Below are 22,232 nucleotides of genomic sequence, written 5' to 3' on the forward strand. Positions count from 1 at the left end.
ACCATCACACCCTAACGCAGCACACGGCCCGCACCCCGGGAATCGGGTGCGGCCCGACAGCAAGACAACCACTCAGCACGCTTAGCCACGGCGTACCCCCGCGCGTGGGCCAACAGGCCCGTCCAGACCCCGACTGGACGTGTCACCAGTCCAGTTCAGACGGATTGTCGAAGCGGATCCGCTATCGGGTTTCGTTGGGTCAAGGACGATGAGCATGGTCCGAGGAGAACTCGGGGATCATGGTGCACTCCAGTGTGCGAGCGTCCATCGAGCCATCCGGGCGGCGGCGCAACTTGTGCTGTTGCCCGGAGGGGAATATCCAGACGCTCTACCTAAGCGATACTCTTGAAATAGGTGGTTAAGAGGTGAGCAGTGCGATGTCATGAAGGTCRCCGAACGGACGAATCGATCTAGGCGATGGTCGACGCCGATCCGTTTGCGACGCAGCGCGACGTAGCCCGCACGGTGACTGCGGAATTGGCCTCCGCGGGGTTCGACGACGCCGAGGAGGTCGGCCGAGGCGGTTTCGGTGTCGTGTTCCGCTGCAGCCAGGCGGCCCTCGATCGCACCGTCGCGGTGAAAGTACTCACTGCCGACTTCGACGACGATAACCGGGAACGCTTCTTCCGGGAACAACGGGCGATGGGCCGACTCACGGGGCATCCCAATATCGTTGAGGCGCTGCAGGTCGGTGTAACCGAGAGCGGCCGCCCTTTTATTGTCATGCCTTACCACCCGCGGGGCTCCCTTGACGCCCGTATTCGCCGTCATGGCCCCCTGCCGCTGGACGAGGCGCTGCAGCTGGGCGTGAAGCTGTCGGGGGCTCTGGAAACCGCACATCGGCTCGGCGTTCTCCACCGGGATGTGAAGCCCGCAAACATCCTCCTCACCGAGTACGGCGAGCCCGCCCTCACCGACTTCGGTATTGCCCACATCGCCGGGGGGTTCGAAACCGGCACCGGAGTGGTGACGGGTTCACCGGCGTTCACCGCCCCGGAGGTGCTCGCCGGCGAGTCACCCAGTGCTGTCTCGGACGTCTATGGGCTCGGTGCAACCTTGTTTTGCGCGATCACCGGGCACGCCGCGTTCGAACGGCGCAGTGGCGAGCAGTTGGTGGCACAGTTTGTGCGGATCACTACCGAACCTGTCCCCGATCTTCGTGACCATGGCTTCCCTGATGAGGTGGGTGCAGTGGTGGAACGCGCGATGTCCAGGATGCCGGCGGAGCGACAGTCAACCCCCGAAGAAATCGGCGACGAACTCCGCGCTCTCGAACTGAGCCTCGGCCTTCCGGTCGCGGACATGGCTCTCCATGCGCCGGCGGGGGCGGTGTCGGACGATCGCGAACCAAAGTCGCCGAGGCAGCGGAAGTCGACTGGGCCCGCCGCGCAGCGCGGACGTCAGGGGAACCTCCCGCTTGAACTCACTAGCTTCCTCGGTCGCCGTCACGAGCTGACCGAAGTGAAGAATCTGCTGGCTGGTTCGCGCCTTGTTACGTTGACCGGGATCGGAGGCGTCGGAAAGACCCGACTCGCACTGCGCGTTGCCGCGGCCATGCAACGCGATTTCGCAGATGGTGTGTGGCTGGTCGAGTTGGGTGAGGTGCGCGACGAGTCACTTCTGGTGGACCTGTTGGCCAACGCGTTGGGATTGCAGGACCGGACTGCGCAACCCCTCCAGAATGTGTTGCGCGAGTTCCTGACTTCCCGCGAGGTGTTGCTGGTATTGGATAACTGTGAGCAGATAGTGGACACCGTTGCGGCCCTCGCTTCGACCCTGCTGCGCACTTGCCCAGGTCTGCGCCTTCTCGTCACCAGTCGGGAGGCCCTCGGTATCGGCGGTGAATCGATCCTGCGCATGGCACCGCTCGCGGTACCCGACTACGATCGCCGGCCCGGGCTGAAGGGGCTAATCAGCTACGACGCCGTGGCCCTATTCGCTGACCGTGCGGCCACCGCGGTTCCCGACTTCGCGCTCACCGAGGAGAACAGTGAGGCGATAGCGCGAATTTGCCGGAGACTGGATGGTTTGCCTCTAGCGATCGAACTTGCGGCCGCCCGTTTGCGGGTGATGTCGCCCGAGCAGATCCTGCAACGCCTGACGGACCGCTTCGTTGTGCTGACCCGCGGGGGTCGCGACGCGCCGAACCGGCAGCAAACCCTGCGGTTGTGCATCGATTGGAGTTTCGAACTGTGCACGCCGAGCGAGCAGCGAGCATGGGGCCGCCTGTCGGTGTTTGTGGGCACCTTCGAAATGGACGCGGCAGACGCGATGTGTGCTGGTGACTCGATATTGGACGATCCGCTCGACCTGGTGACCTCGTTGGTCGACAAGTCAATTTTGGTCCGAGAAGAAGCGGACACCATCGTGCGGTTCCGCATGCTTGAAACACTCCGGGACTACGGCCGGGCGCAGATGCAACGCAGCGGCGAGTATCACGAGCTACGCCGCCGGCACCGAGACTGGTACCAACAGATGGTGCTGGAAGCCGAAGCCGAGTGGATCAGTCCACAGCAACTCGAATGGGTCTCCCGAGTCAAACGAGAGCGGCCTAATCTGCGCGAGGCGATGGAATTCTGCCTCTCTGAACCCGGAAGCCGGGAGATTGATGCTGGCCTGCAGATCGCAACGGGTCTTTACATGCTCTGGGGGACACAGGGTCTGCTCACCGAGGGACGACGGTGGCTCGACCAGCTTCTCGCCCGATCCACAGACACGTTCACCATGGAGCGGGTCAAAGCCTTGTGCATCGCGAGCGTGTTAGCCGAACAACAAGGTGATCTCCAGGTGGGAGCACCACTTGTGGAGGAAGCCCGAACAGTGGCCGAAAACATGAGTGACCCACTGGCGAACGCAATCATCGCCCATGCCAACGGGCTCCTCGCGATGTTCAGTGGGAACCTCGAGCAGGCGTTCTCAGAAATCGACAGTGCACTGGAGATGCTCCGTGAGCGCGGCGAGCTCACTCGACTTCTCGGGGGCCTGATCCTGGTGGGCTTGGTACGGGATCTGCTCGGCGATACTGCGCAAGCGATCACATTCTACGCATCGGCCCTGGAGATTACAGAACGTCGCAAGGAGGTCGTCTACCGGTCCTACGCGCTGTGGGCCATGGCTGTCGCGACGTGGCGGCAGGGTGATCCTGATAGGGCAACCGAAAACCTGATGCAAGGGCTACGCCTGGCGCAGCGTGTCGACGATCCGGTCTGTTCTTCGATGTGCGTGGAGGCGCTCGCCTGGATTGCCGGCACGGAAGGGAATGCGAGGCGCGCGGCTGTGCTGATGGGAGCGGCGGAGAATCTTGTTCTGGGCGTGGGAACCTCCGCCTCGTTCATTTCCAACCTTGTTGTCTATCAAGAGGAGTGCGAACGAGCATCACGGCAGGTACTCGGCGACCGGGAATTCGAATCAGGCCTGAGTGAGGGCAGGGCACTCGACCTCGACGGCGCCGTCGCCTTCGTACTCGGCGGCCAGGACCCCGGTTCCTCGGCCATCGCAGGCCCAGAGTTGGTCCTGACCACCCGGGAACGCCAGGTCGCCGAATTGATCGCCGAAGGCCTCGGCAACAAGGCCATAGCCTCTCGCTTGGTGATTTCGCTCCGCACCGCCCAAGGACACGTCGAACACATCCTTGCGAAGCTGGGATTCACCTCTCGTGTGCAGGTCGCGGCCTGGGTAGTGGAGCACAGGCAATCACCAGCGATCCAGGATCACAAGCACCGGTGATCCAGGAGGAACCAGACACCAGCCTCGCCTGAGGGGCGAGCCCCACGCTAGTCGGGGCCGGCCGGGGGAACGCGACGCACTGCCTACGAATTGCGTGAGGAAGTCGGCGTCGCGCTCCCTTCCGCTCGACGTTTCACCGGGTGCTGACGAACCCACCGACAGCTCAGGGTGTGGTCTACCGTGTCTGCGCCCAGATGGGCGGGCGCTTTTCCTTGAATGCAGCGATGCCTTCGGCCGCCTCGGCGGAGGTGAAGAAGTTCGCCGATTGAGCCCCCAGCTCTGCCAGCCGATCGTGCATCGCGGGGTCCTGGTATTCGCGGACAAGCCTCTTCGTCGCCGCGAACGCCCCCGGTGCAGTCAACATCAGCTCGGCGACGACCTCCTCGACCACGATGTCGAGGTTCCCTTTTGTTGCGATCTTGTCGATCAGCCCGATGCTGACCGCGTGCTGTGCGTCGAAGCGGGATCCGGTCACGAATAGGCGATGCGCTGCAGCCGGCGCCATTCGGGGCAGGAGGATTGCCGAGATGACCGCTGGTACCACTCCGATGCGGACCTCGGTCAGGGCGAACGTCAGGTCGTCTTCCGCGACGACAAGGTCGGCCGCCGCCGCCAAACCAAGGCCACCCGCGCGTGCAGGACCGGCCAGTCGGGCGATCACAGGCTTGGGAAATGACCAAATCTGTTCGATCAGTTGCGGAAAGGTAGGCCACGACGGGTCTGCGGTTTGGCCCACTTCTTTCAGGTCTGCGCCAGCGCAGAACGTGGGTCCCTCGTGGGTGAGTACAACAACCCGGGCCGACGGTGTCTGTGCCACGCGCTGGAACGACTCGTAGAGATCGGCCACCAGACGGTGTGATAGTGCGTTGTGGTTCGCCGGTGAATTCAACGCGATGCGCGCAACAGCGCCATCGATGTGCACGGTCGCCAAATCGTCAGGCATCGGAACCTCGGTTGACTCCGGGGATGTACACCGATCGGTCGCGGACGCACTTGCCCAGGACCGTGGGTTGGGCGTCCAACGCCAACGACGCAGTTCCCGTGGCATCTCGTCGGCAGTGGTCGTCGGGAGAATCTCGGTCGTGAGCGCTCGTAGCCACTTCGTGCAGGAGGATGAAACCTCCAAACGACAGGCCCGCTAGCGAAAGGATGGCGGCATAGAGCCGGTCGAACATCGTTACCTCCTTTGGCGTTTCAATTCACAGTGCTTGGAACCGGCAACGATCTCGACGTTGGCAGTGTTGAAGGTGTAGCGGGAGTGCGGATCCCCTATTGAGCGCCGTCCGGTTCGGGCGTCTTGATCACGGAAGGAAGCAGATCGGTTTGCATAATCGGGGGATGGTCGATCAACCGTTTGCGCACGCACAGGGCCCCCACCGCGCTGAGCGCGGCGCCGAACATCAAGAGGAAGGCCGGCGCGTTGCTGTTGCCGGTGATGTTGACCAGAAGCTGGCTCAGGTATAGGGCCGAGCCGCCGAGAACGGCTGCCACCAGGCCGTAGCCGATAGCGAAGACGGTTCCTCTGACGCGGGCCGGAATAACTTCGACGTAGGTGACCGGCGCGATCGCAGAGTAGAGCACCGGGCAGACGGTCAGCAGCAGAGCCCACAGGAAGGCATCCTCCACGGTGTCGGCGCTGCTCAGTCCGCTGAAGAGGGGATACGAGGTGATCAACACGAGGAGAGACAGTGCCAGCAACGGCTTCCATCGTCCCCACCGATCGGCGAGGCGACCACCGACGAAGACCAGTACTACGCCGATCGCCAGTGTCGTGACCGAGATCGTCGTGGCTGCGAGCCGCGAGAAACCAAGTCCAATGATGTAGCTCTGCGAGTAGGTGTAGACCATGTAGATGCCGATCATGTGCAGTGCACCGATTAGGAAGATCAGCAGCAGCAGTCGCCAGTGCTGAGTGAAAGCCTCGCGCGCAGGCGCCTCCGTGGTCTCACCCTTCTTTACGAGTGCCATGAACTCCGGGGTTTCCCCGAGTCGGCTACGCAGGTAGAGGCCCACCACACCCATCGGGAGTGCGAGGAGGAACGGAATTCGCCAGCCCCAGGCCTCCACCTGTTCGGGAGTGAGAGCGGCGTTGAGGACGAGGACGGTCACCGCGGCGAGGAACAACCCCGCGACACTGCCGATCTGCACTCGACCGGTCATCTGGCCGCGCACACGCTCCGGTGAGTACTCGGCGGCGTAGATCAGTGCGGTGCTGTATTCACCCGCTGCGGCCAATCCTTGAACGAGCCGCAGGACCACCAGCAGGACCGGTGCTGCGATACCGATCGCCGCCGCAGTCGGGAGTAAGCCGATCAGCGGGGTCGCGGTTGCCATCAACAGCAGGGTCACCACGAGGGTATTGCGCCGGCCGATGCGATCGGCAAGCGGCCCGAATAACAACGAGCCCAACGGTCGAACCACAAACGCTGCACCGAAAACGGCGAAGATTGACAGCAGTGCCGTGCCGGACTGGGCGTTGGGAAAGAATTGTTTGGCGAGAACAGTCGCCAGAAAGCCGTACACCGCGTAGTCGTACGTTTCGACAGTGTTGCCCACCGTCGCGGCGACCGTCACTCGACGCACGGTTCGGGGCTCGACAACCGAGGTCGTCTGCGGAGATATTGCGTTCACCGTTCTCCTTTGTGCTTGTGCCTGCCGATCGCTGACGGGTCGCAACGATCCAGGACTTAGCGCCACACGCGAAGTGTGGCACAGAACACTATAAGCATGCTGAAGATATACACCACATTGGCCTATTGCAAGCATGCTTACTTATGCTCAGGATTGTTCGTTCGTAGCACTTGTAAATGAAGGTGGACCCAATGACGATGCCCCACAACATGCCCGAATCGGCTCGCACCGAACCCGACACCTTTTCGATCGAGGTAACGGAGGGCGCTGTGCCCTTGTGCAGCCCATGCCGCGAACGCGGGCGCTGCCGACTCGGCATATCCAGCGTGACGCCAGAGGAGGACGTGGTCATTGCCCGCGTGAGGTGCGGACCAGATGGCCGAGGAGCCCCCACGGTTGCTCACGGGGGGTGGATCGCCTCGGTTTTCGACGACGTACTCGCCTACGCCGCCTTGCGCGAGAACCCGAGAGTGGTCACTAGCGAACTGAACGTCCGATATCGCCGTCCGGTCCCGGTCTCGCAGCCACTCCTCGTGAGATCGCGAGTGCTCCACCGCTCCCACACGCGGTGGACACTACAAGGGGAGATGTTCCTCGAAGCTGCCGTCACCGACGCGGCCGTGCTTGCTCAGGCCTCGGCAACATTCGTTGCCCGGGCGAGCAATCACTTCGAACGCGCCGAGGAGTGGATCGGCCAACTGAAGGAAAGCACGGACCCTCGCCGCCTGGATTGAACCGGGTTCGACATGCGCCTCGGGTGCGCGTGCGATGCAGTCCCGGGTACCGAGCAGCCCTCCGACGGATCACACGGGCGATCGCCGCAATCTCCCCCAGCCGCCCTGCCGTGCACCATTGACCAGATAGAAGCATGCGGGTTTAATATAAGCATGCTGACATTACAGAGCGAGATCGACCCCGCTTCCTTCAAAGAGCTGTTTCGCAACGTCCCGGGCTCGGTCGCGGTAGTGACCGGCACGGAAAATGGGCAGCCACACGCCACCACCGTCAGCTCGTTCGCCAGTCTGTCGATGACCCCGGCATACGCGTTGGTGTCGCTCGACATCACTTCGAGATTGCTCCCGGTGCTCGAGCGCACCGGCCGGCTGGGTATCAACCTGCTCGCCCACCACCAACGAGACATCGGCGTGCAATGCGCCGGCAAGGCCGACGACAAGCTTGCGGACATCTCCTGGCACTACAGCCGCGACCTGCCCCGCATCGACGAATGCGCCGGATGGATGGCCGGCGCCGTCGAACAGCTGCTCCACGTCGGTGACCACACGATCATCGTGGTCCGGCCGCTTGAAATGGACACCGCGGACGAAGAACCTCTGCTCTACCACCGAGCGACGTTCCACCGCGTCGGCGCCCAGGCCTGACAAACCGCTCGCCAAGAGTCGACGGCACGGCACAAGAAGGAGAAAGACACATGGTCGAGCTTCCACCGACATACAGCTCATCGAATCCGGAGAAATCGACGCTGCTGCGCTGACGCACACCTCTCCTCGAATAGGACCTGACACCATGCCTTCTGTCCGTATCCGCGAGATCGCCCCACGCCTGGCCGGTCAATCACACCGCATCAGCACCGCCGACAAGGTCCGGCTGATCACCGAACTGATCGACACCGGAGTCCGCGCGATCGAAGTCACCTCGTTTGTGCGCCCGGACCTGGTTCCCGGACTCGCCGACGCCGACGCCGTCTTCGCCCGGATCCCCCGCCGCCCCGACGTCTCCCTCGAATGCTGCGTCGGCAACCTCCGCGGCTTAGCCCGTGCCATCGACGCCGGCGCTGACGCCGCCTGGTTCCTGCTCTCAGCCGACGAGATGTTCGCGCAGAACAACATCGGCCGCTCCACCGACGAATCACTCCGCGAACTCGAACGCATGCAGGAGCTCGCCCGATCAGCCTCCATCCGTCTGGGCACCTACCTCATCTTCGCGTGGGGAGGCCCCACATCGCCTCCCCGCGGACCCGGCGATCTCATCGCCTTGACCAACCGGTTGCTCGATATGGAAGTGCGCGACTGGATCCTCGCCGACTCCAGCGGCTATGCCTCCCCCACCGCGATGCGTCATCTCACCCAGTTCGCCCTCGATCAACTCGGGAGCCCACACACCCTCACGGTGCAAACCCACGACGGTCGAGGAATGGGCTTGGCCAGCCTACTTCCCCTGATCGACCTGGGCGTCACGCAGATAGATACCGCTCTCGCCGGTTCGGGAGGCCACCCGGCCATGAGGAATTCGCCCGGATCCGGGCTGTGTACGGAAGACGCCGTCCAACTACTCGACCTCGAACACATCCGCACCGGAATCGATCTCGTCAGTCTGATCCAAGTCGCCGACTGGTTCGCCGACACCGTTGGCGCACCTTCCAGGGGCTTCGTCCGCCACGCAGGACCCGTGCCCGCCCATGGTGTGCAACCCCACCCCGACGCCGGGGCATTCGAATGGAGAACGGCATGAACACCTCCGCTGGACTCGCCGACACCGCACCTCGTCTCGGGCACCCTGGTCACAGTCTGCGAAGCAACTCCCTGTGGAGCCGCGCTACGGACGCGCTGGCCACTGGAACCCCGGTGATCCTGACCTACCCCAACAGATCGGCTCTCGTGTACCCGGCCTCCCGAATCACGACCGCGCAGATGGCCGACCTGATCGCGCGATCGTCGGGGTTCGTCCAACTGGCCCTACCGGAGCACGTGTGCGACAAGCTGCTCATCCCGGAAGCGGCGCCTTCCGCACGTGACCTGCGCCACCCCGCTTATGGGCAATGCGTATCGGTGGACGCGGCCGACGGAACAACCACCGGCATCTCTGCCCACGACCGCGCCTGCACCGCCCGACGCTTGTGCGATCCGAAAACCTCCATCCACGATCTGACTCGACCCGGCCACCTGGTCCCAGTAAGAGCGCGCATCCAGCCCCTCTCCAACATCCAGACCAACCACCTCGCGACCGTGGCCCTGTCCCTGATCGCAACGCACTCACGCACACCCGGCGCGGTCTACGCCGATCTGGTCTCACCGATAAATCCACTCGTCGACGCCACTCCGGTCGACGCCGCCCACGTGGCTCACGAACTTCACACGGTGGCAGTACCGCTCGACTGACGGCCCTCCAGGTCCCGACCGACCAGAGGGCCCCTCCCAGTGGATGTCCGATGCGCCGGCAAACGGCTGCTCAGCCGAGACGTTCGAGGATCATCGCCATGCCCTGTCCGCCTCCGACACACATGGTTTCGAGACCGAACTGCTTGTCATGGGTCTGCAGGTTGTTGAGCAGGGTCGCGGTGATGCGGGCACCGGTCATACCGAACGGGTGACCGAGGGCGATCGCGCCACCGGACACGTTGAGCTTGTCCTCGTCGATGTTCAGCTCCCGCGCCGACCCGATCACCTGCACGGCGAACGCCTCGTTGATCTCGACGAGGTCGATGTCGGAGATGCCCAGTCCCGCGATCGCGAGGGCACGCTTGGACGCCTCGATCGGGCCGAGACCCATGATCTCCGGCGACAGCCCGGACACCCCGGTGGACACGATCCGGGCGAGCGGGGTCAGACCCAGTTCCTTGGCCTTGGTGTCGGACATGATCACCAGGGCGGCGGCGCCGTCGTTGAGCGGGCACGCGTTGCCGGCGGTGACGGTGCCGTCCGGGCGGAACACGGGCTTGAGCTGACTGACGGCCTCGTAGGTGGTGCCGGCGCGGGGGCCGTCGTCGGTGGACACGACGGTGCCGTCGGGCAGGGTCACCGGGGTGATCTCCCGCTCGAAGAAGCCGGAGTTGATGGCCTCCTCGGCGCGGTTCTGCGAGCGCACCGCCCACCGGTCCTGCTCGTCGCGGGTGATGCCGGTGATCTGCGCGACGTTCTCCGCGGTCTGGCCCATCGCGATGTAGGTGTCGGGGACCAGGCCCTCCTGCCGSGGGTCGACCCACTGCTGGCCGCCCTGGGCGAGCTTCTCGGTGCGGGTCTGCGCGTCGGCGTACAGCGGGTTCTGGGTGTCGGGCAGCGARTCGGAGTTGCCCKYGRYGAACCGGGACACGGTCTCGACRCCGGCGGAGATGAACACGTCGCCCTCACCGGCCTTGATCGCGTGCAGCGCCATGCGGGTGGTCTGCAGCGACGACGAACAGTACCGGGTGATGGTGGTGCCGGGGATGAAGTCGTAGCCGAGCTGGACCGCGACGTTGCGGCCCATGTTGAACCCCTGCTCCCCGCCGGGCAGACCGCAGCCCAGGATGAGGTCGTTGACGTCGGTCGGGTCGAGCGCGGGCACCTTGTCGAGGGCCGCCTGCACCATCTGCGCGGCGAGATCGTCGGGGCGCATGCCGACCAGCGACCCCTTCATGGCGCGACCGATCGGGGAACGGGCAATGGAAACGATGACAGCTTCGGGCATCATGTGCTCCTTGTAGTGTGACGAGGCTCTACCGGGGGCCGGTGGCGGTCGGTCGTGCCGGTTGTGGATCGATCGTTCCCGCCCTGGATCGCCTCCGTGTCCGCTGCTGGAGATAGTCACCGCACAGGGCGGCGATCACGGCGGCGAGGTCCATTTCGGATAGCGGCACCGGCGTTGTTTTCAGTTGTCGGCGCATGGATTTGCGCTGCGGGGAGGTGTTCATTGAACTGCCCGTTTCTGTGTTTCGGACATCGATCGAGTGACATGTTCACGCCGATCACTGGTTGCTGCGGGCTGTCGGCCGTTTCCCGACGGTTCGTGGTGTGGGGAGGTCTGTAGCGCGGCTGGTGTGCCCGAGTTTTGTGCGGACTTCATTCGTCGAAGGCTCCGCCGATCGGATTCGGAGGTTCCGCCCCAGATTCCGTAGGGTTCGCCGACAGCTATGGCGTGTTCCTGGCAACGTGTGCGCACCGGGCAGCTGAAGCACACCTCCTTCGCCCGTCGCTCACGACGAAGGCGGGGACCCTTCCCCTCGTCCTCGCGCGGAAAGAATAGGTCGGCATCCACTATCGCGCATTGCGCCAGCGCCTGCCACGCTCCCCAGTTGTCGCGCGAGTCCGAGAATTGCAGCGGCATATCCTTGTTGGCCTTCTATCCGACACGGGCCGTGATCTGTTGCGGGACGGTGTTTGTGGATGTAGGTATTCGATTCGTGGTCCGGTGTGTACGCGAAGGCCAGGAGTAACCAACCTTCGCGGCCACGGGTCAGGGACCGGCTCGAGAATCGTCTCAGACGGATCGTCCCGGGTTGTCGTTACTCGAGGAGTTCAGTGCGGAAGTTCGATGGAGGTCGCTGATGAGCAGATGCCCTCTTCCCACTTCCGGCCGCCACCGACTGACAGCCGGTCGGGCAATTGCCAGGCGTTGATGTCACGATCGATGATGATCTGGACGACGGCGGGCAGCCCGGATTCCAGCGCACGCTGTACTGCGGGCTGGATCTCGCTGGTCTCGGTGACGAACTCTCCGTGTGCGCCCATGCTGCGAGCGAGGTCGTCGAGCCTGACAAAGGCATGGTCGACTTCGTAGGTGCGGCCGACGGTGTTCATGTAGATGGCGACCTCGTCGGACCACCCCTGGTCGTAGCCGATCACGAAGACGACAGGCAGCTGATGCCGGACTGCTGTCTCGAGTTCCATGGGGTAGAACCCGAAGGAACCGTCACCGCCAATGCAGACGACCCGCCTGCCGGTATCCCTGACCGCGAGTGCCGCTCCCAGCGCGTAGGGAGTACCCGAGCCGATATTGCCTTGTTTCTGCGACTTCACATGCGCACTGATGTTCGCGTGCCGGTAGCGCATCGCCCACAGTCCGAACAGCCCACCTCCGCCGACGACGACAGCGTTCTCGGGGAGCGCCTTCTGCACCTCGACGATGGCACGTCCGGAGTGAATCGGTGTGGTATCCGGCGCCTCTGAATACAACTGCTGATAGGACTCCACACGTCGTTGCTGCTGCGCGGCCAACCGATCGATGCGAGTCTGACTCACAGGGCTGATCCGTTCCGCCAGCTGATCGAGCACGATACCTGCATCACCAACCAGGGCCAGATCCACCGGCCGGTTGCGGCCGACGGCGGCGGGGTCGCGGTCGATATGTATCCAGCGCTGGGAATCGTCACCCCACCAATGCGGCTCGGGGCGCTGTGGCGGCGCTAGTGTGACGCCGCCGTGGTCCAACTTCTCCCCAATGGAGGTACCAATTGCGAGCACCAGATCGGCCTCACGGGTGAGGGTGATGCCAGGCTCCAGACCGTAATCGAATACCTGCGGGTGGGTGTCCGGCAATATGCCCCGTCCCCCGTGGGTGGCCACCACCGCGCACCCGAACTTCTCGACGAACTTTTGGAGCGCTCCGTGGGCCTGCGCCTGGGCCACGCCCGACCCGACAAGGACGATCGGCGACTTTGCCCCCTGCAGGAGGGCAACCGCTCGGTCGACCTCCTCGGCGGTCAGACCGCGGGGCATTGTTCCCGGTCGGTACTGCGAGGGAGCGCGTACTGGCTCATACTCGTTTTCCAGCCCGAGCATGTCCGGGTCGATGCCGATATAGGCAGGGCCCAACGAGCCGGTGTGCATGGCTCGGAACGCCTCGTGAAAGACCTCGTCGGCCAAGCGCGGATCGGAGAGGATCGTGCTGTAGTTCGTGATCGGCCTGACGAGCTCCGCAGTCAACGCCAGTTGAAAGGTCTGCCGACGTGCGGCGTTTCGCGCGACGGCACTGCGCTCCGGCGCCAGGAACAAGACCGGCCGGCCCTCGTTGTACGCGCTGACCACCGCTGGTACAGCATTGATAATGCCCGGACCGCGAGCCGCTCCCACCACGGTGGGTCTGCCTGTCATCAACGAATACGCCTCGGCCATATGACCTCCCGCGGCTTCGTGCCGGTTGGCGATGAGGGGGACGCCACGTTCCGCAAGAGCATGATGGACTCGCCCGAGGGCGACTTCAGGCAGGGAGAACAAGTAGTCGACCCCCTCGGCTACAAGAAGATCAGCGATTCGTTCGGCCAGGGTCTGTCTAGGCATATAGCAACCTCTCCTCAGTGAATGCTGTTGATACACAAGATGCGCTTTCGGTGCGCCCCGGCCACTGAGGCGAGCTCATCCGCCGCCGGCCCGGAGTCGACGACTGCCATCAGCTGGCCGATGACCGGGCTCGCTTCACGGTGGTGTCGAACCGGTCCGCGTTGACGGCGAGAGAGATTTTATGGCCTCAGAGTTCATTCGTAGCACGCCTGGGACCTGGGGATCTCGCGTTCGACGACTCGCTCTTGCTCCCACCACTCGCCCCTGACTGGACGGTCTGAGCTGCGTCTGCCGACGCCGGTGACATCCTCGACGACCATCACGATGTGCTGATGAAACGTGCGGGGCTGTGTTCCGGTCGATCTCGCGCGCTCACGCTCCACTCCCGGCCGGATCACCTGCGGTCCGGGGGCCGTCGAGTAGCTCCGTAGGAACATCGATTAGCTTGGCGCGCAGATACTCTCCGACAGCCTTGGCTTGGGCGTCGAGTGCGTGATTGGCGGCGACGCCGGCACCGAGCAGTCCGACCAGGGTTACCCCGCAGGCCCGCAGGTGCGGCAACTCCCACAGACGCATCGTGAGGTCGGCTGTCTCAGGCAGGAGCTCGCGCAGCCGCGTTTCCGTCCACCAGGACCGCATCCAGCGGTAGGTGGCGTCGTCGCGGGCCCAGACCCCGAGGGTGGCATTTCCGGCTTTGTCCCCCGAGCGGGCCGCGAGGAGGGTACCGAGCGGGACACGCCGGGTCGCGCCGCGGGCCGGCTCGGCTGGCGGCGCCTCAGGGCTGTCGACGGCGCCCGACGGGGCCGCCGCGGTCCGAGACACGGTCCATCTGCGGTCACCTAGCGTCACTGTCTGCGGGAACTCGGCGGCCGGCATGAGAGTCGGCCAGAACACGGTGACCGCTGATCCCGAGCCTGGTGGACCGGTGAGGTGCAGGCCCGGGTAGTTGGCCAGGCCGAGTTCGACGGCCACCCGTGAGAATGATGCGACCCGTGCGCGGTCACGACCGCCGACGGTGATCGTGAGCAGCGCGACCGCCTCATCGACCGCGGCGGGGTCGGGCCGGTCGGCCCGCAGCAGTCGGACGGTGACCTCATCGAAGGCCTTCTCCCCGCCGGGAATCGCTGCCCACAGGGCTGTCTGCAGCGCCTCGGCTTTCGCCTCGATCTCGAGGCCGGTCAGCACGAAAGTCATTTCGTTGCGCCAACCGCCGGGAACCAGCGCGCCGACCTTCACCGAGTTCGGTGCTGCCTCCCCTCGTACGTCGGAGATACTGACGCGGTCGGGACCGATCTGCTCGAGCCGCACGGTGTCGAGCCGGGTGACGACGTCCGGGTTGAGGTAGCGAGGGCCATCGATCTCGTACAACAGCTGGGCTGTGACCGTGTCGACAGTGACCGCACCTCCGGTCCCCGGATGCTTGGTGATCACCGACGAGCCGTCCGCGTGGATTTCGGCAATCGGGAACCCTGGACGGGTGAGGTCGCCGATCTCGGTGAAGAACGCAAAGTTTCCGCCGGTTGCCTGCGTGCCGCATTCGATGACGTGCCCGGCGGCGACGGCGCCGGCGAGCGCGTCCCAATCGTCGTGTGCCCAGCCGAAGTGCCATGCGGCGGGCCCGAGGATGATGGCGGCATCGGTGACGCGACCAGTCACCACCACGTCGGCTCCAGCGGCGAGGGCTTCTGCGATCCCCCAACCACCGAGATAAGCGTTCACCACGTCCGGTTCGGCGCCAGCGGCGGCGAAGGGTGCGGCCGTGTCGAGGTGCGGGGCCTCCCAGCCCTGCTCACGCGCGGCATGGAAGGCCTCGGTCGCGTCGTCTCCGGTGACCACCGCTACCCGCACCGGGCGGCCGATCCGCTCAGCAATCGCCTCGACCTGCTTGGCGCAAGCCGACGGATTCAGGCCGCCGGCGTTCGAGACGATGCGGATGCCCCGGTCGAGGCAGTCGGCCAGAACGTCGTCAAGCTGAGAGACGAAGGTACGGGCGTAACCGGCTTCGGCGTCGCGAGCGCGTTGTCTGCTCAGCAACCCCATAGTCAGCTCGGCCAGCCAGTCCCCGGTGAGGACATCGATCGGGCCGCCGTCAACCATCTCCCGGGCGGCCGCCAAGCGGTCCCCGTAGTAGCCACTACAATTCGCGACCCGCAGCGGGCCCACGGCGCTCAAGATTCTTCCCGCAACGTGACCAGCGTCGCGAGGGCGTCGACATACTGGCCCAGCTCGACGTGCACTGCCTCGACGGTTCCCTCGGTGGAGGCGAGGACGGGTCGCTCCATCTTCATCGCTTCCACGATCACCAGTGACTGTCCCGCAGTGACCCGGTCACCGGGTTGCACCTGGACCGCCACGACGGTGCCCGCCATCTCGGCCACCGGGCCGGCGGCGGCGACGTCGGACGACCGCTGCGGCAATCGTGGGCATGGGTGCCAACCGCGTTGTCCCTCCGGGTCGTTCACCCAGACCGAGCCGTCTGGGTGCACGGCGACCCGACAGAGCCATTCGCAGTCGCCGTCGCGGACTCGCACCGACTCGGGTCCCAGCTCGTGCAACGCGAATTCGCGGGGGGCACCGCCGTCGACGGCAAGGCGGATCGTGGCCGCGCCCGCAGGTGCGTTCAGCCGGTAGGCAAGGGCGAGTTCGTCGGAACCGGACTTCCAGACTGCCTCGGTGTCCGGGTGGGCGGGCAGCAGCCGAAATCGCGGTGGGGCGTGGTTGGTGAGCGTGTCGGATCGACGGCGGAGACCGACGGTGACGGCGACCGCGGCCGCCAAATGCACATGCTCCGGTGTGGGTGGGCCCGCCTCGAGCAGCTCCGGGTTGAGTTCGACGAAGTCCGTGTGGGTCTCGCCAGCGAGGAAGGCGCGAGAGCGCAACGCTGCGACGAGGAAGTCCCGGTTGGTGGTGGTGCCGTGCAGCTCGGTCGCGGCAAGAGCCCGTGACAATCGGAGTGCAGCTTCCTCGCGTGTGGCGGCGTGCGCCACCACCTTGGCGAGCAGCGGGTCGTAGAACGGGGTGACCTCGGCGCTGTCGCCTATACCGTCCTCCCACCTGATTCCCGGCGAGTCGGTATGCCGGTAGCGGTGCAGGACACCCGGTGTCGGGGCGAAGTCGTGTGCCGGGTCCTCGGCGTAGAGCCGTACCTCGACAGCGTGGCCCTGCAGCTGGACGTCCTCTTGGGTGAACCCGAGTGATGCCCCTGCGGCGACCTGCAACTGGAGCCGCACCAGGTCCAGTCCTGTGATCTCCTCGGTAACCGGATGCTCGACCTGCAGTCGCGTGTTCATCTCCAGGAAGTAGAAGCGTTTGTCCGGACCGGAGTCGTCGAGCAGATACTCCACGGTCCCGGCGCCGAGATATCCGAGCTCGCGTACCAGTGCGACCGCAGTCTTGCCCATCCGCTCGCGCAGCGGCTCATCCACCGCGGGCGACGGCGCCTCCTCGATCACCTTCTGATGGCGGCGCTGCACAGAGCACTCACGCTCATGGAGATACACCGCGTGGCCGTGCGAGTCGGCAAACACCTGGACCTCCACGTGCCGCGGAGCGGTGAGGTACTTCTCCAGGAACACGTCGGCGTTACCGAACGAGCTCCCGGCCTCCCGGCGCGCACCCCGGACCGCCTCAACGAGGCTGTCTGGGCCGTCGACGCGCCGCATGCCCTTGCCACCGCCGCCGGCGGTCGCCTTGACCAGCAGTGGGTAGCCGACGCCTGCGGCCGCCGCTTTCCACCCCTCCGGGTCGTCGTCGGTGATACTTGCGTCGGGCAGGACCGGCACACCCGCCGCCCGCGCGACGCTCTTGGCCCGGTCCTTGAGCCCCATGGTCTCGACGGATTCGGGTGAGGGACCGACGAAGACCAGCCCGGCCTCGGCGCACGCCCGGGCGAAGCCGGCGTTTTCCGAGAGGAACCCGTACCCTGGGTGGACGGCGTCCGCCCCGGTCGCGCGAGCGGCGGTGAGGATCTTCTCCTGGTCGAGGTAGGACTCGGTCGCCGTGGTGCCGCCGAGGGCGAATCCTACGTCGGCAGCGCGGACGTGGGGTGCGTCGGTGTCCGGGTCGGAGAAGACCGCCACGGTGCGGATCCCCATGGCACGCGCGGCGCGGATGACGCGGCCAGCGATCTCCCCCCGGTTGGCCACCAGCAATGTGGTGATCGGGGCGGGTGTGTTGCTCATCGGTTGGGTCCTCACATTCGGAACGGGGCGAATCGGGTCGCCCCTGCCACAGGGGCGGAGTGGGTCGCGGACAAGGCGAGACCTAGGACGGTGCGGGTATGCCGAGGGTCGATGATCCCGTCGTCCCACAGTCGGCCGGTCGCGTAGAGCGCCCCGGACTGCTCCTCGATCATCTGCTCGGTTTCCTCCCGTACCCGGCGGTCGGTGTCGTCGTCATACGGCCGCCCGGCACGCTCAGCCGAGCGTCGCTGGACGATCGACATCACCCCGGCCAGCTGGGTTCCTCCCATCACCGCGATCCGGTGGTTGGGCCAGGTGAACACGAACCGCGGGTCGTAAGCCCGGCCCGACATGCCGTAGTTCCCGGCGCCGTACGAGGCGCCCACCATCAGGGTGAGATGGGGAACGGTCGAGTTCGAGACGGCGTTGATGAGCTTGGCGCCGTCCTTGATGATGCCGCCGCGCTCGGCCGCGGTGCCGACCATGAATCCGGTGATGTTCTGCACGAACAGCAAAGGGATGTCGCGGGCGTTCGCCAGCTGGATGAAATGTGCGCCCTTCTGCGACTCCGGCGAGAACAGGATGCCGTTGTTCGCGAGGATGCCTACCCGGTAGCCGTTGATCGAGCCCCATCCGCAGACGAGCTGGGATCCGTACAGCGGCTTGAACTCGTCGAACCGCGATCCGTCCAGGATTCGGCCGAGCACCTCCCGAACCTCCATCGGCCGCTTCGCCTCGGCGGGGGCCACACCGAGCAAATCCTCCGGGTCGAGCATCGGCGGCTCGGCGGTCAGTTCAGGCGCCGGCCCGGCCCGGCGCCACCCGAGGTCGGCGATGATCTGGCGGCCCAGCCGCAGCGCGGTGTATTCGTCGGCGGCGAGATAGTCGGCCAGCCCTGAGACTCGGGCGTGCATGTCGGCGCCGCCGAGGGTCTCGTCGTCGACTTCCTCTCCGGTGGCCATTTTGACCAGCGGTGGCCCTCCGAGGTACACCGCGGCAGCCTGGTCGACGAGCACGGTGTACTCGCTCATACCGGGCATGTAGGCCCCGCCCGCCGTGGAACTGCCGAATACCAGTGCGACGGTGGGGATCCCTTGCGCCGACAGCCGGGTGAGGTCCCTGAACGAGCGGCCGCCTGGTGTGAAGATGTCCGCCTGGCGTGGCAGATCGGCGCCGCCGGACTCGACGAGCGACACGACCGGCAGGCGATTGCGTTCGGCGATCTCCAGCGCCCGTAGCTGTTTCGCCACGGCGCTGGGACTCATCGAGCCCCCCTTCACCGTGGCCTCGTTCGCGATCACCATGCACTCGACGCCACTGACCTGGCCGATACCCGTGATCAGCCGTGCTCCGGGCTGCTCGAGGGGATCGTGGGCACCGGCGTAGCAGGACAACTCGAGGAAGGGTGCATCCTCGTCGAGCAGCAGGTCGACTCGCTCGCGTGCGAGCAGCTTGCCCCGGTCGCGGTGCCGGGCGACTGCCTTCTCTCCACCGGCGTTGACGACGGTGCGGGCCAACTCTTCGAGCTCGTCGAGGGCAGCGACCATGGAGGCCCGGTCCGCTGCGTAGGCCTCCGAGGAAACGTTCAGGGTGGTGTTCAGGACGGCCATCAGACGTTCTCCACCTGATGTCGCGACCGCTTCGCGAACCGTCTGTTGGGCGCTCTCACCACAGAATCCTCTTCTCTCTTAAGCTGTTTCATGATCTCGTTCGTTCTGATGGCGTGATTCATGTGTGCGGATCACGCATCGGAGTTCGACCGGTCCGGCACTCGCCAGCGGTCGATGGTGGGTCCGCTGGCGGCGAGGCGTTTTTCGGCGGCCTCCGCGACGACGGCGTAGACCGCGTCGGATACCTCGATCCGGTCCTCGCTGAGCCGCCGCTTCCGCGCGGCCGCGGATCGGTCGAAGGGCACCCGCACCGGCTGATCTGCGTTGACGGGTCGCGATGCTCGGATCGAGTCAGCGTATTCCGCGACTCGGTGTTGGAAGTCCTCTGTGGAACCAAGCGTCTCGGGGTCGATGAGCACCACGAGGAACCCATAGCCGGAAATTCCCACAGGGGCGGCGTCGGCGCCGGTCATCATCCCCAGCACTTGCACCACCAGTGCAAGGCCGGATCCTTTGTGTCCGCCCCACACCGTGAAGGCACCCCGTAGCGCAGCATCCGGATCGGTGGTCGAGTGGCCCTCCTCGTCGAAGGCCAATCCCTCTTCGAGCGGGCGGCCCAGCCGTTTGGCCAGAGCGACCTCGGCGTGCATCACGTTCGAGGTACCGGAGTCCCAGATCAGTGGGACATCATCGGTGGGGAAGCCGAAAGCCAGAGGGTTCGTGCCGAACCGTGGCTCTGTGCTGCCGTGCGGCGCTACCGCCTGGACGCTGTTGCCTGCGACCAATGCGACCAGCCCCTCGCGGGTAGCCATCTCGGCGTAGTACGAGAACATTCCCGTCATCCAGGTGTTGTTTGCGCCCACGACGGCGATCCCGTGCTGCTTGGCCTTCTCGATGGCTACGGATGTCGCGCGGTGCGCCACCAGGTAGCCGACCTGGTCGCCCCCGTCGAACGAGGCCGACACCGCATTCTCGCGCAGCAGCGTTATCTCCGAAGGCGGCTGCGGACTGTCGCGCAGCCGCTCCAGGATCGACAGCAGCCGCGACATGCCGCCGTAGCTGATGTCGCGCAGCTCGCAGTCGATGAGGTGGTCGGCGATGATGCTCGCCTCGTCGGCGGTGTAGCCTCCGGTCCGCAGGCACTGCTCGGTGAGCGTGCGGGCCTCGTTGATGGTCAGAGCCACGGTCATGGCGTTCCTTATTTGGCTGGGGGTCAGAGGTCGAGTGTCAACGAAGAGGTCCGGGATCGGCTGACACAGATCATCATCCGATCGTTGGCCTCTTGCTCCTCTTCGGTGAGGACCCAATCCCGATGGTCTGGGGTGCCCTTGAGTACCCGCGCCTCGCAGGTACCGCAAGTGCCGTCGGCGCAGGAAAATTCGTAGTCGGGCAGTACCTCGAGTACGACATCGAGGATGGACTTGTCAGCGGGCACCTTCAGACTCAGACCGGACTGTTCCAGTTCCACATCGAACGGTGCGTCAGGCCCTTCGGTGACGACCTCGCCCGGACTGAACCGTTCGAAATGAAGTCGGTCGGTCCAGCCACTCATGGTCTCGGAGACGGCGGTGAGGAGCGGCTCGGGCCCGCAGCAGTAGACCAGGGTCCCCGGCTGCGGCTCGCTCAGCCTGGACAGGTCCAGGTGCCCGACTTCGTCGACGGGGTGGATGACGACTTGGTCGGGGTGGACTCCCAGTTCGTCGAGGAAGGCCATGCTGGTACGGGAGCGGCCGCCGTAGAGTAGTGACCAGTTGTTGTGACCTCGGGCAGTCAGCTGTTCAATCATGGCGGCGATGGGAGTGATGCCGATTCCCCCCGCTACGAAGCAGTAGCGCTCGGCCTCCTCGAGGTGGAAGTGGTTGCGCGGTCCGTCAATGGTGAGTACGTCACCCTCGGCGACCGCTGAGCACAGCTCTGCCGAGCCTCCTCGACCGTCGTCTTGTCGCAGGACCGCGACCCGGTAGCACGATTGGTCGGTGCTGTCTCCTGTCAGGGAGTACTGCCGCACCATGCCGGAGGGGAGCACAACGTCCACGTGGGCTCCCGGCTCCCAGGGCGGGAGGACGGAGCCGTCCGCCGCTACGAACTCGAAGGCGACGACACCGTCGGCGATGTCGGTCCGGCGCCTGACTTGCACTTTGATGCTCATGTCACCTTCACCACTTGCTGTTCCTCGCCCCGGGTCGCCGGGAGTTGCTTGTGCATCTGCGTTTTCACTTGACGGCCTGACCGGCGTCGACGTGCAGGCAGTGTCCTGTGATCATGCGAGCGTTGTCGGAGGACAAGAAAAGCACCGCATCGGTGATGTCCTCCATCTTGATCCGCCACATCGCACCCTCGACGTTGGTCGAGGACGAGACCGCTTCGAAGAACTCCCCATACGAGGAGGCACCCGCCCCGTCCGCCAGCCCCCGCGACATCCCGTTGGGGTTGTCATCGGTGCCCGGGTCGATCGGCCCCGGTGCGATCGCATTGACATTGATGCCGTGCTGCGCAAGCTCGTTGGCCCACGCCTCGGTGAGGCCGACGATCGCGTGTTTGGTCGCCACGTAGTGCGACATGTTCGCCGTTCCGCTCTTGATCACCGCGGAGGTGATGTTGATGATCTTGCCGCTTCCTTGGGCAATCATCTCGCGGGCGACGAACTTGGTCACGTAGATCGTGCCCTTGACGTTGGTGTCAACCACGAAGTCGAGAACCTCAGGGCGCATCTGCGGCAGCGGGTCCCACCCGGCGACGCCGGCATTGTTGACCAACACATCGATCCGCCCGTACGCCGCGACTGTCTCTCGGACTGCTTCCTCGACGCTGTCCTCGTACCGAAGATCCGCACGTACCGCGAGCGCGTCACCGCCAGCCGCTCGGATCCGGTCCACGGTGCCGTCGAGTTCCTCGGTCACCGCGGTCCCGTAGGACACGTCGATGGGCTTCGGCACGTCGAGGGCGGCAACCTTGGCTCCTGCCGCGGCGAAGGCAAGAGCGTGGTAGGCGCCCTGGCCGCGGGCTGCCCCGGTGACCATGACGACTTTGCCTTCAAGGCCGCGAAGCGCCGCCGGCGAGGAAACGGTTGGTTGTTCGATCATGTTAGTTCC

16 protein-coding genes and 1 pseudogene are annotated in these 22,232 nt (G+C 65.2%); 6 read left to right on the top strand and 11 right to left on the bottom strand.

Going from position 1 to position 22,232, the window contains the following annotated elements:
* Nucleotides 1-417: 417 nt before the first annotated feature.
* Nucleotides 418-3,726, top strand: coding sequence for a protein kinase domain-containing protein (locus tag AC1DWT_RS15110; RefSeq protein ID WP_477921189.1), 3,309 nt, complete (start codon nt 418-420; stop codon nt 3,724-3,726).
* 175 nt (nt 3,727-3,901) lie between these two features.
* On the opposite strand, the gene AC1DWT_RS15115 is transcribed toward AC1DWT_RS15110, so the two are convergent.
* Nucleotides 3,902-4,669, bottom strand: coding sequence for an enoyl-CoA hydratase-related protein (locus tag AC1DWT_RS15115; protein ID WP_477921191.1), 768 nt, complete (start codon nt 4,667-4,669; stop codon nt 3,902-3,904).
* Between the two features lie 326 nt (nt 4,670-4,995).
* A complete protein-coding gene (locus tag AC1DWT_RS15120) occupies nt 4,996-6,357 on the bottom strand; it encodes an MFS transporter (protein ID WP_477921193.1) in 1,362 nt (453 codons plus the stop codon).
* A gap of 209 nt (nt 6,358-6,566) precedes the next feature.
* On the opposite strand from AC1DWT_RS15120, the pseudogene AC1DWT_RS15125 reads away from it, so the two are divergent.
* The 5 genes and pseudogenes from AC1DWT_RS15125 to AC1DWT_RS15145 form a co-directional block, all read left to right on the top strand.
* Nucleotides 6,567-6,944: pseudogene (locus AC1DWT_RS15125) on the top strand (PaaI family thioesterase); the annotation flags it as partial.
* Nucleotides 6,945-7,091 (top strand): hypothetical protein, encoded by a 147-nt coding sequence (locus AC1DWT_RS15130; protein WP_477921246.1) that lies wholly within the window; start codon nt 6,945-6,947, stop codon nt 7,089-7,091. It begins immediately after the preceding pseudogene.
* A gap of 153 nt (nt 7,092-7,244) precedes the next feature.
* Entirely contained in the window at nt 7,245-7,736 is a 492-nt protein-coding gene (locus AC1DWT_RS15135; protein ID WP_477921195.1) for a flavin reductase family protein, read from the top strand.
* A gap of 145 nt (nt 7,737-7,881) precedes the next feature.
* Nucleotides 7,882-8,826, top strand: coding sequence for a beta/alpha barrel domain-containing protein (locus AC1DWT_RS15140; protein WP_477921196.1), 945 nt, complete (start codon nt 7,882-7,884; stop codon nt 8,824-8,826).
* Entirely contained in the window at nt 8,823-9,473 is a 651-nt protein-coding gene (locus tag AC1DWT_RS15145; protein ID WP_477921198.1) for a 3,4-dihydroxy-2-butanone-4-phosphate synthase, read from the top strand. Before AC1DWT_RS15140 ends, AC1DWT_RS15145 begins: the two co-directional genes overlap by 4 nt.
* 70 nt (nt 9,474-9,543) lie before the next feature.
* Here the strand turns inward: AC1DWT_RS15145 and AC1DWT_RS15150 are convergent, their stop codons facing one another.
* From AC1DWT_RS15150 to AC1DWT_RS15190, 9 genes are all read right to left on the bottom strand, one after another.
* Nucleotides 9,544-10,761, bottom strand: coding sequence for an acetyl-CoA C-acetyltransferase (locus AC1DWT_RS15150; RefSeq protein WP_477921200.1), 1,218 nt, complete (start codon nt 10,759-10,761; stop codon nt 9,544-9,546).
* A 219-nt stretch (nt 10,762-10,980) separates the two neighbouring features.
* Nucleotides 10,981-11,397, bottom strand: coding sequence for a WhiB family transcriptional regulator (locus tag AC1DWT_RS15155; protein ID WP_477921202.1), 417 nt, complete (start codon nt 11,395-11,397; stop codon nt 10,981-10,983).
* Nucleotides 11,398-11,588: 191 nt separating this feature from the next.
* Nucleotides 11,589-13,349 carry a thiamine pyrophosphate-binding protein gene (locus AC1DWT_RS15160; protein WP_477921204.1) on the bottom strand — a complete coding sequence of 587 codons (1,761 nt, stop codon included), beginning with the start codon at nt 13,347-13,349 and terminating at the stop codon, nt 11,589-11,591.
* A gap of 372 nt (nt 13,350-13,721) precedes the next feature.
* The gene (locus AC1DWT_RS15165) at nt 13,722-15,446 is read right to left on the bottom strand and encodes an acyclic terpene utilization AtuA family protein (protein ID WP_477921244.1); all 1,725 of its coding nucleotides are present in this window, start codon (nt 15,444-15,446) and stop codon (nt 13,722-13,724) included.
* Between the two features lie 71 nt (nt 15,447-15,517).
* Nucleotides 15,518-17,530 carry an acetyl/propionyl/methylcrotonyl-CoA carboxylase subunit alpha gene (locus AC1DWT_RS15170; RefSeq protein WP_477921206.1) on the bottom strand — a complete coding sequence of 671 codons (2,013 nt, stop codon included), beginning with the start codon at nt 17,528-17,530 and terminating at the stop codon, nt 15,518-15,520.
* An 11-nt stretch (nt 17,531-17,541) separates the two neighbouring features.
* Nucleotides 17,542-19,140: an acyl-CoA carboxylase subunit beta gene (locus AC1DWT_RS15175; RefSeq protein WP_477921208.1), complete on the bottom strand. Its 1,599-nt coding sequence runs from the start codon at nt 19,138-19,140 to the stop codon at nt 17,542-17,544.
* A 131-nt stretch (nt 19,141-19,271) separates the two neighbouring features.
* The gene (locus tag AC1DWT_RS15180; protein WP_477921210.1) at nt 19,272-20,330 is read right to left on the bottom strand and encodes an Ldh family oxidoreductase; all 1,059 of its coding nucleotides are present in this window, start codon (nt 20,328-20,330) and stop codon (nt 19,272-19,274) included.
* Nucleotides 20,331-20,353: 23 nt separating this feature from the next.
* Nucleotides 20,354-21,289, bottom strand: a complete 936-nt coding sequence (locus AC1DWT_RS15185) for a PDR/VanB family oxidoreductase (RefSeq protein ID WP_477921212.1) — start codon at nt 21,287-21,289, stop codon at nt 20,354-20,356.
* A gap of 64 nt (nt 21,290-21,353) precedes the next feature.
* The gene (locus AC1DWT_RS15190; RefSeq protein ID WP_477921214.1) at nt 21,354-22,223 is read right to left on the bottom strand and encodes an SDR family NAD(P)-dependent oxidoreductase; all 870 of its coding nucleotides are present in this window, start codon (nt 22,221-22,223) and stop codon (nt 21,354-21,356) included.
* Nucleotides 22,224-22,232 lie beyond the last annotated feature (9 nt).

The sequence above is a fragment of the Rhodococcus sp. P4_B6 genome (genome assembly GCF_056402215.1).

Coding starts and splice junctions, on each gene's coding strand:
- AC1DWT_RS15110 (WP_477921189.1), top strand. CDS start 418: ATGGTCGACGCCGATCCGTTTGCGACGCAGCGCGACGTAGCCCGCACG.
- AC1DWT_RS15115 (WP_477921191.1), bottom strand. CDS start 4,669: ATGCCTGACGATTTGGCGACCGTGCACATCGATGGCGCTGTTGCGCGC.
- AC1DWT_RS15130 (WP_477921246.1), top strand. CDS start 6,945: ATGTTCCTCGAAGCTGCCGTCACCGACGCGGCCGTGCTTGCTCAGGCC.
- AC1DWT_RS15135 (WP_477921195.1), top strand. CDS start 7,245: ATGCTGACATTACAGAGCGAGATCGACCCCGCTTCCTTCAAAGAGCTG.
- AC1DWT_RS15140 (WP_477921196.1), top strand. CDS start 7,882: ATGCCTTCTGTCCGTATCCGCGAGATCGCCCCACGCCTGGCCGGTCAA.
- AC1DWT_RS15145 (WP_477921198.1), top strand. CDS start 8,823: ATGAACACCTCCGCTGGACTCGCCGACACCGCACCTCGTCTCGGGCAC.
- AC1DWT_RS15155 (WP_477921202.1), bottom strand. CDS start 11,397: ATGCCGCTGCAATTCTCGGACTCGCGCGACAACTGGGGAGCGTGGCAG.
- AC1DWT_RS15160 (WP_477921204.1), bottom strand. CDS start 13,349: ATGCCTAGACAGACCCTGGCCGAACGAATCGCTGATCTTCTTGTAGCC.
- AC1DWT_RS15165 (WP_477921244.1), bottom strand. CDS start 15,446: ATGGTTGACGGCGGCCCGATCGATGTCCTCACCGGGGACTGGCTGGCC.
- AC1DWT_RS15170 (WP_477921206.1), bottom strand. CDS start 17,530: ATGAGCAACACACCCGCCCCGATCACCACATTGCTGGTGGCCAACCGG.
- AC1DWT_RS15175 (WP_477921208.1), bottom strand. CDS start 19,140: ATGGCCGTCCTGAACACCACCCTGAACGTTTCCTCGGAGGCCTACGCA.
- AC1DWT_RS15180 (WP_477921210.1), bottom strand. CDS start 20,330: ATGACCGTGGCTCTGACCATCAACGAGGCCCGCACGCTCACCGAGCAG.
- AC1DWT_RS15185 (WP_477921212.1), bottom strand. CDS start 21,289: ATGAGCATCAAAGTGCAAGTCAGGCGCCGGACCGACATCGCCGACGGT.
- AC1DWT_RS15190 (WP_477921214.1), bottom strand. CDS start 22,223: ATGATCGAACAACCAACCGTTTCCTCGCCGGCGGCGCTTCGCGGCCTT.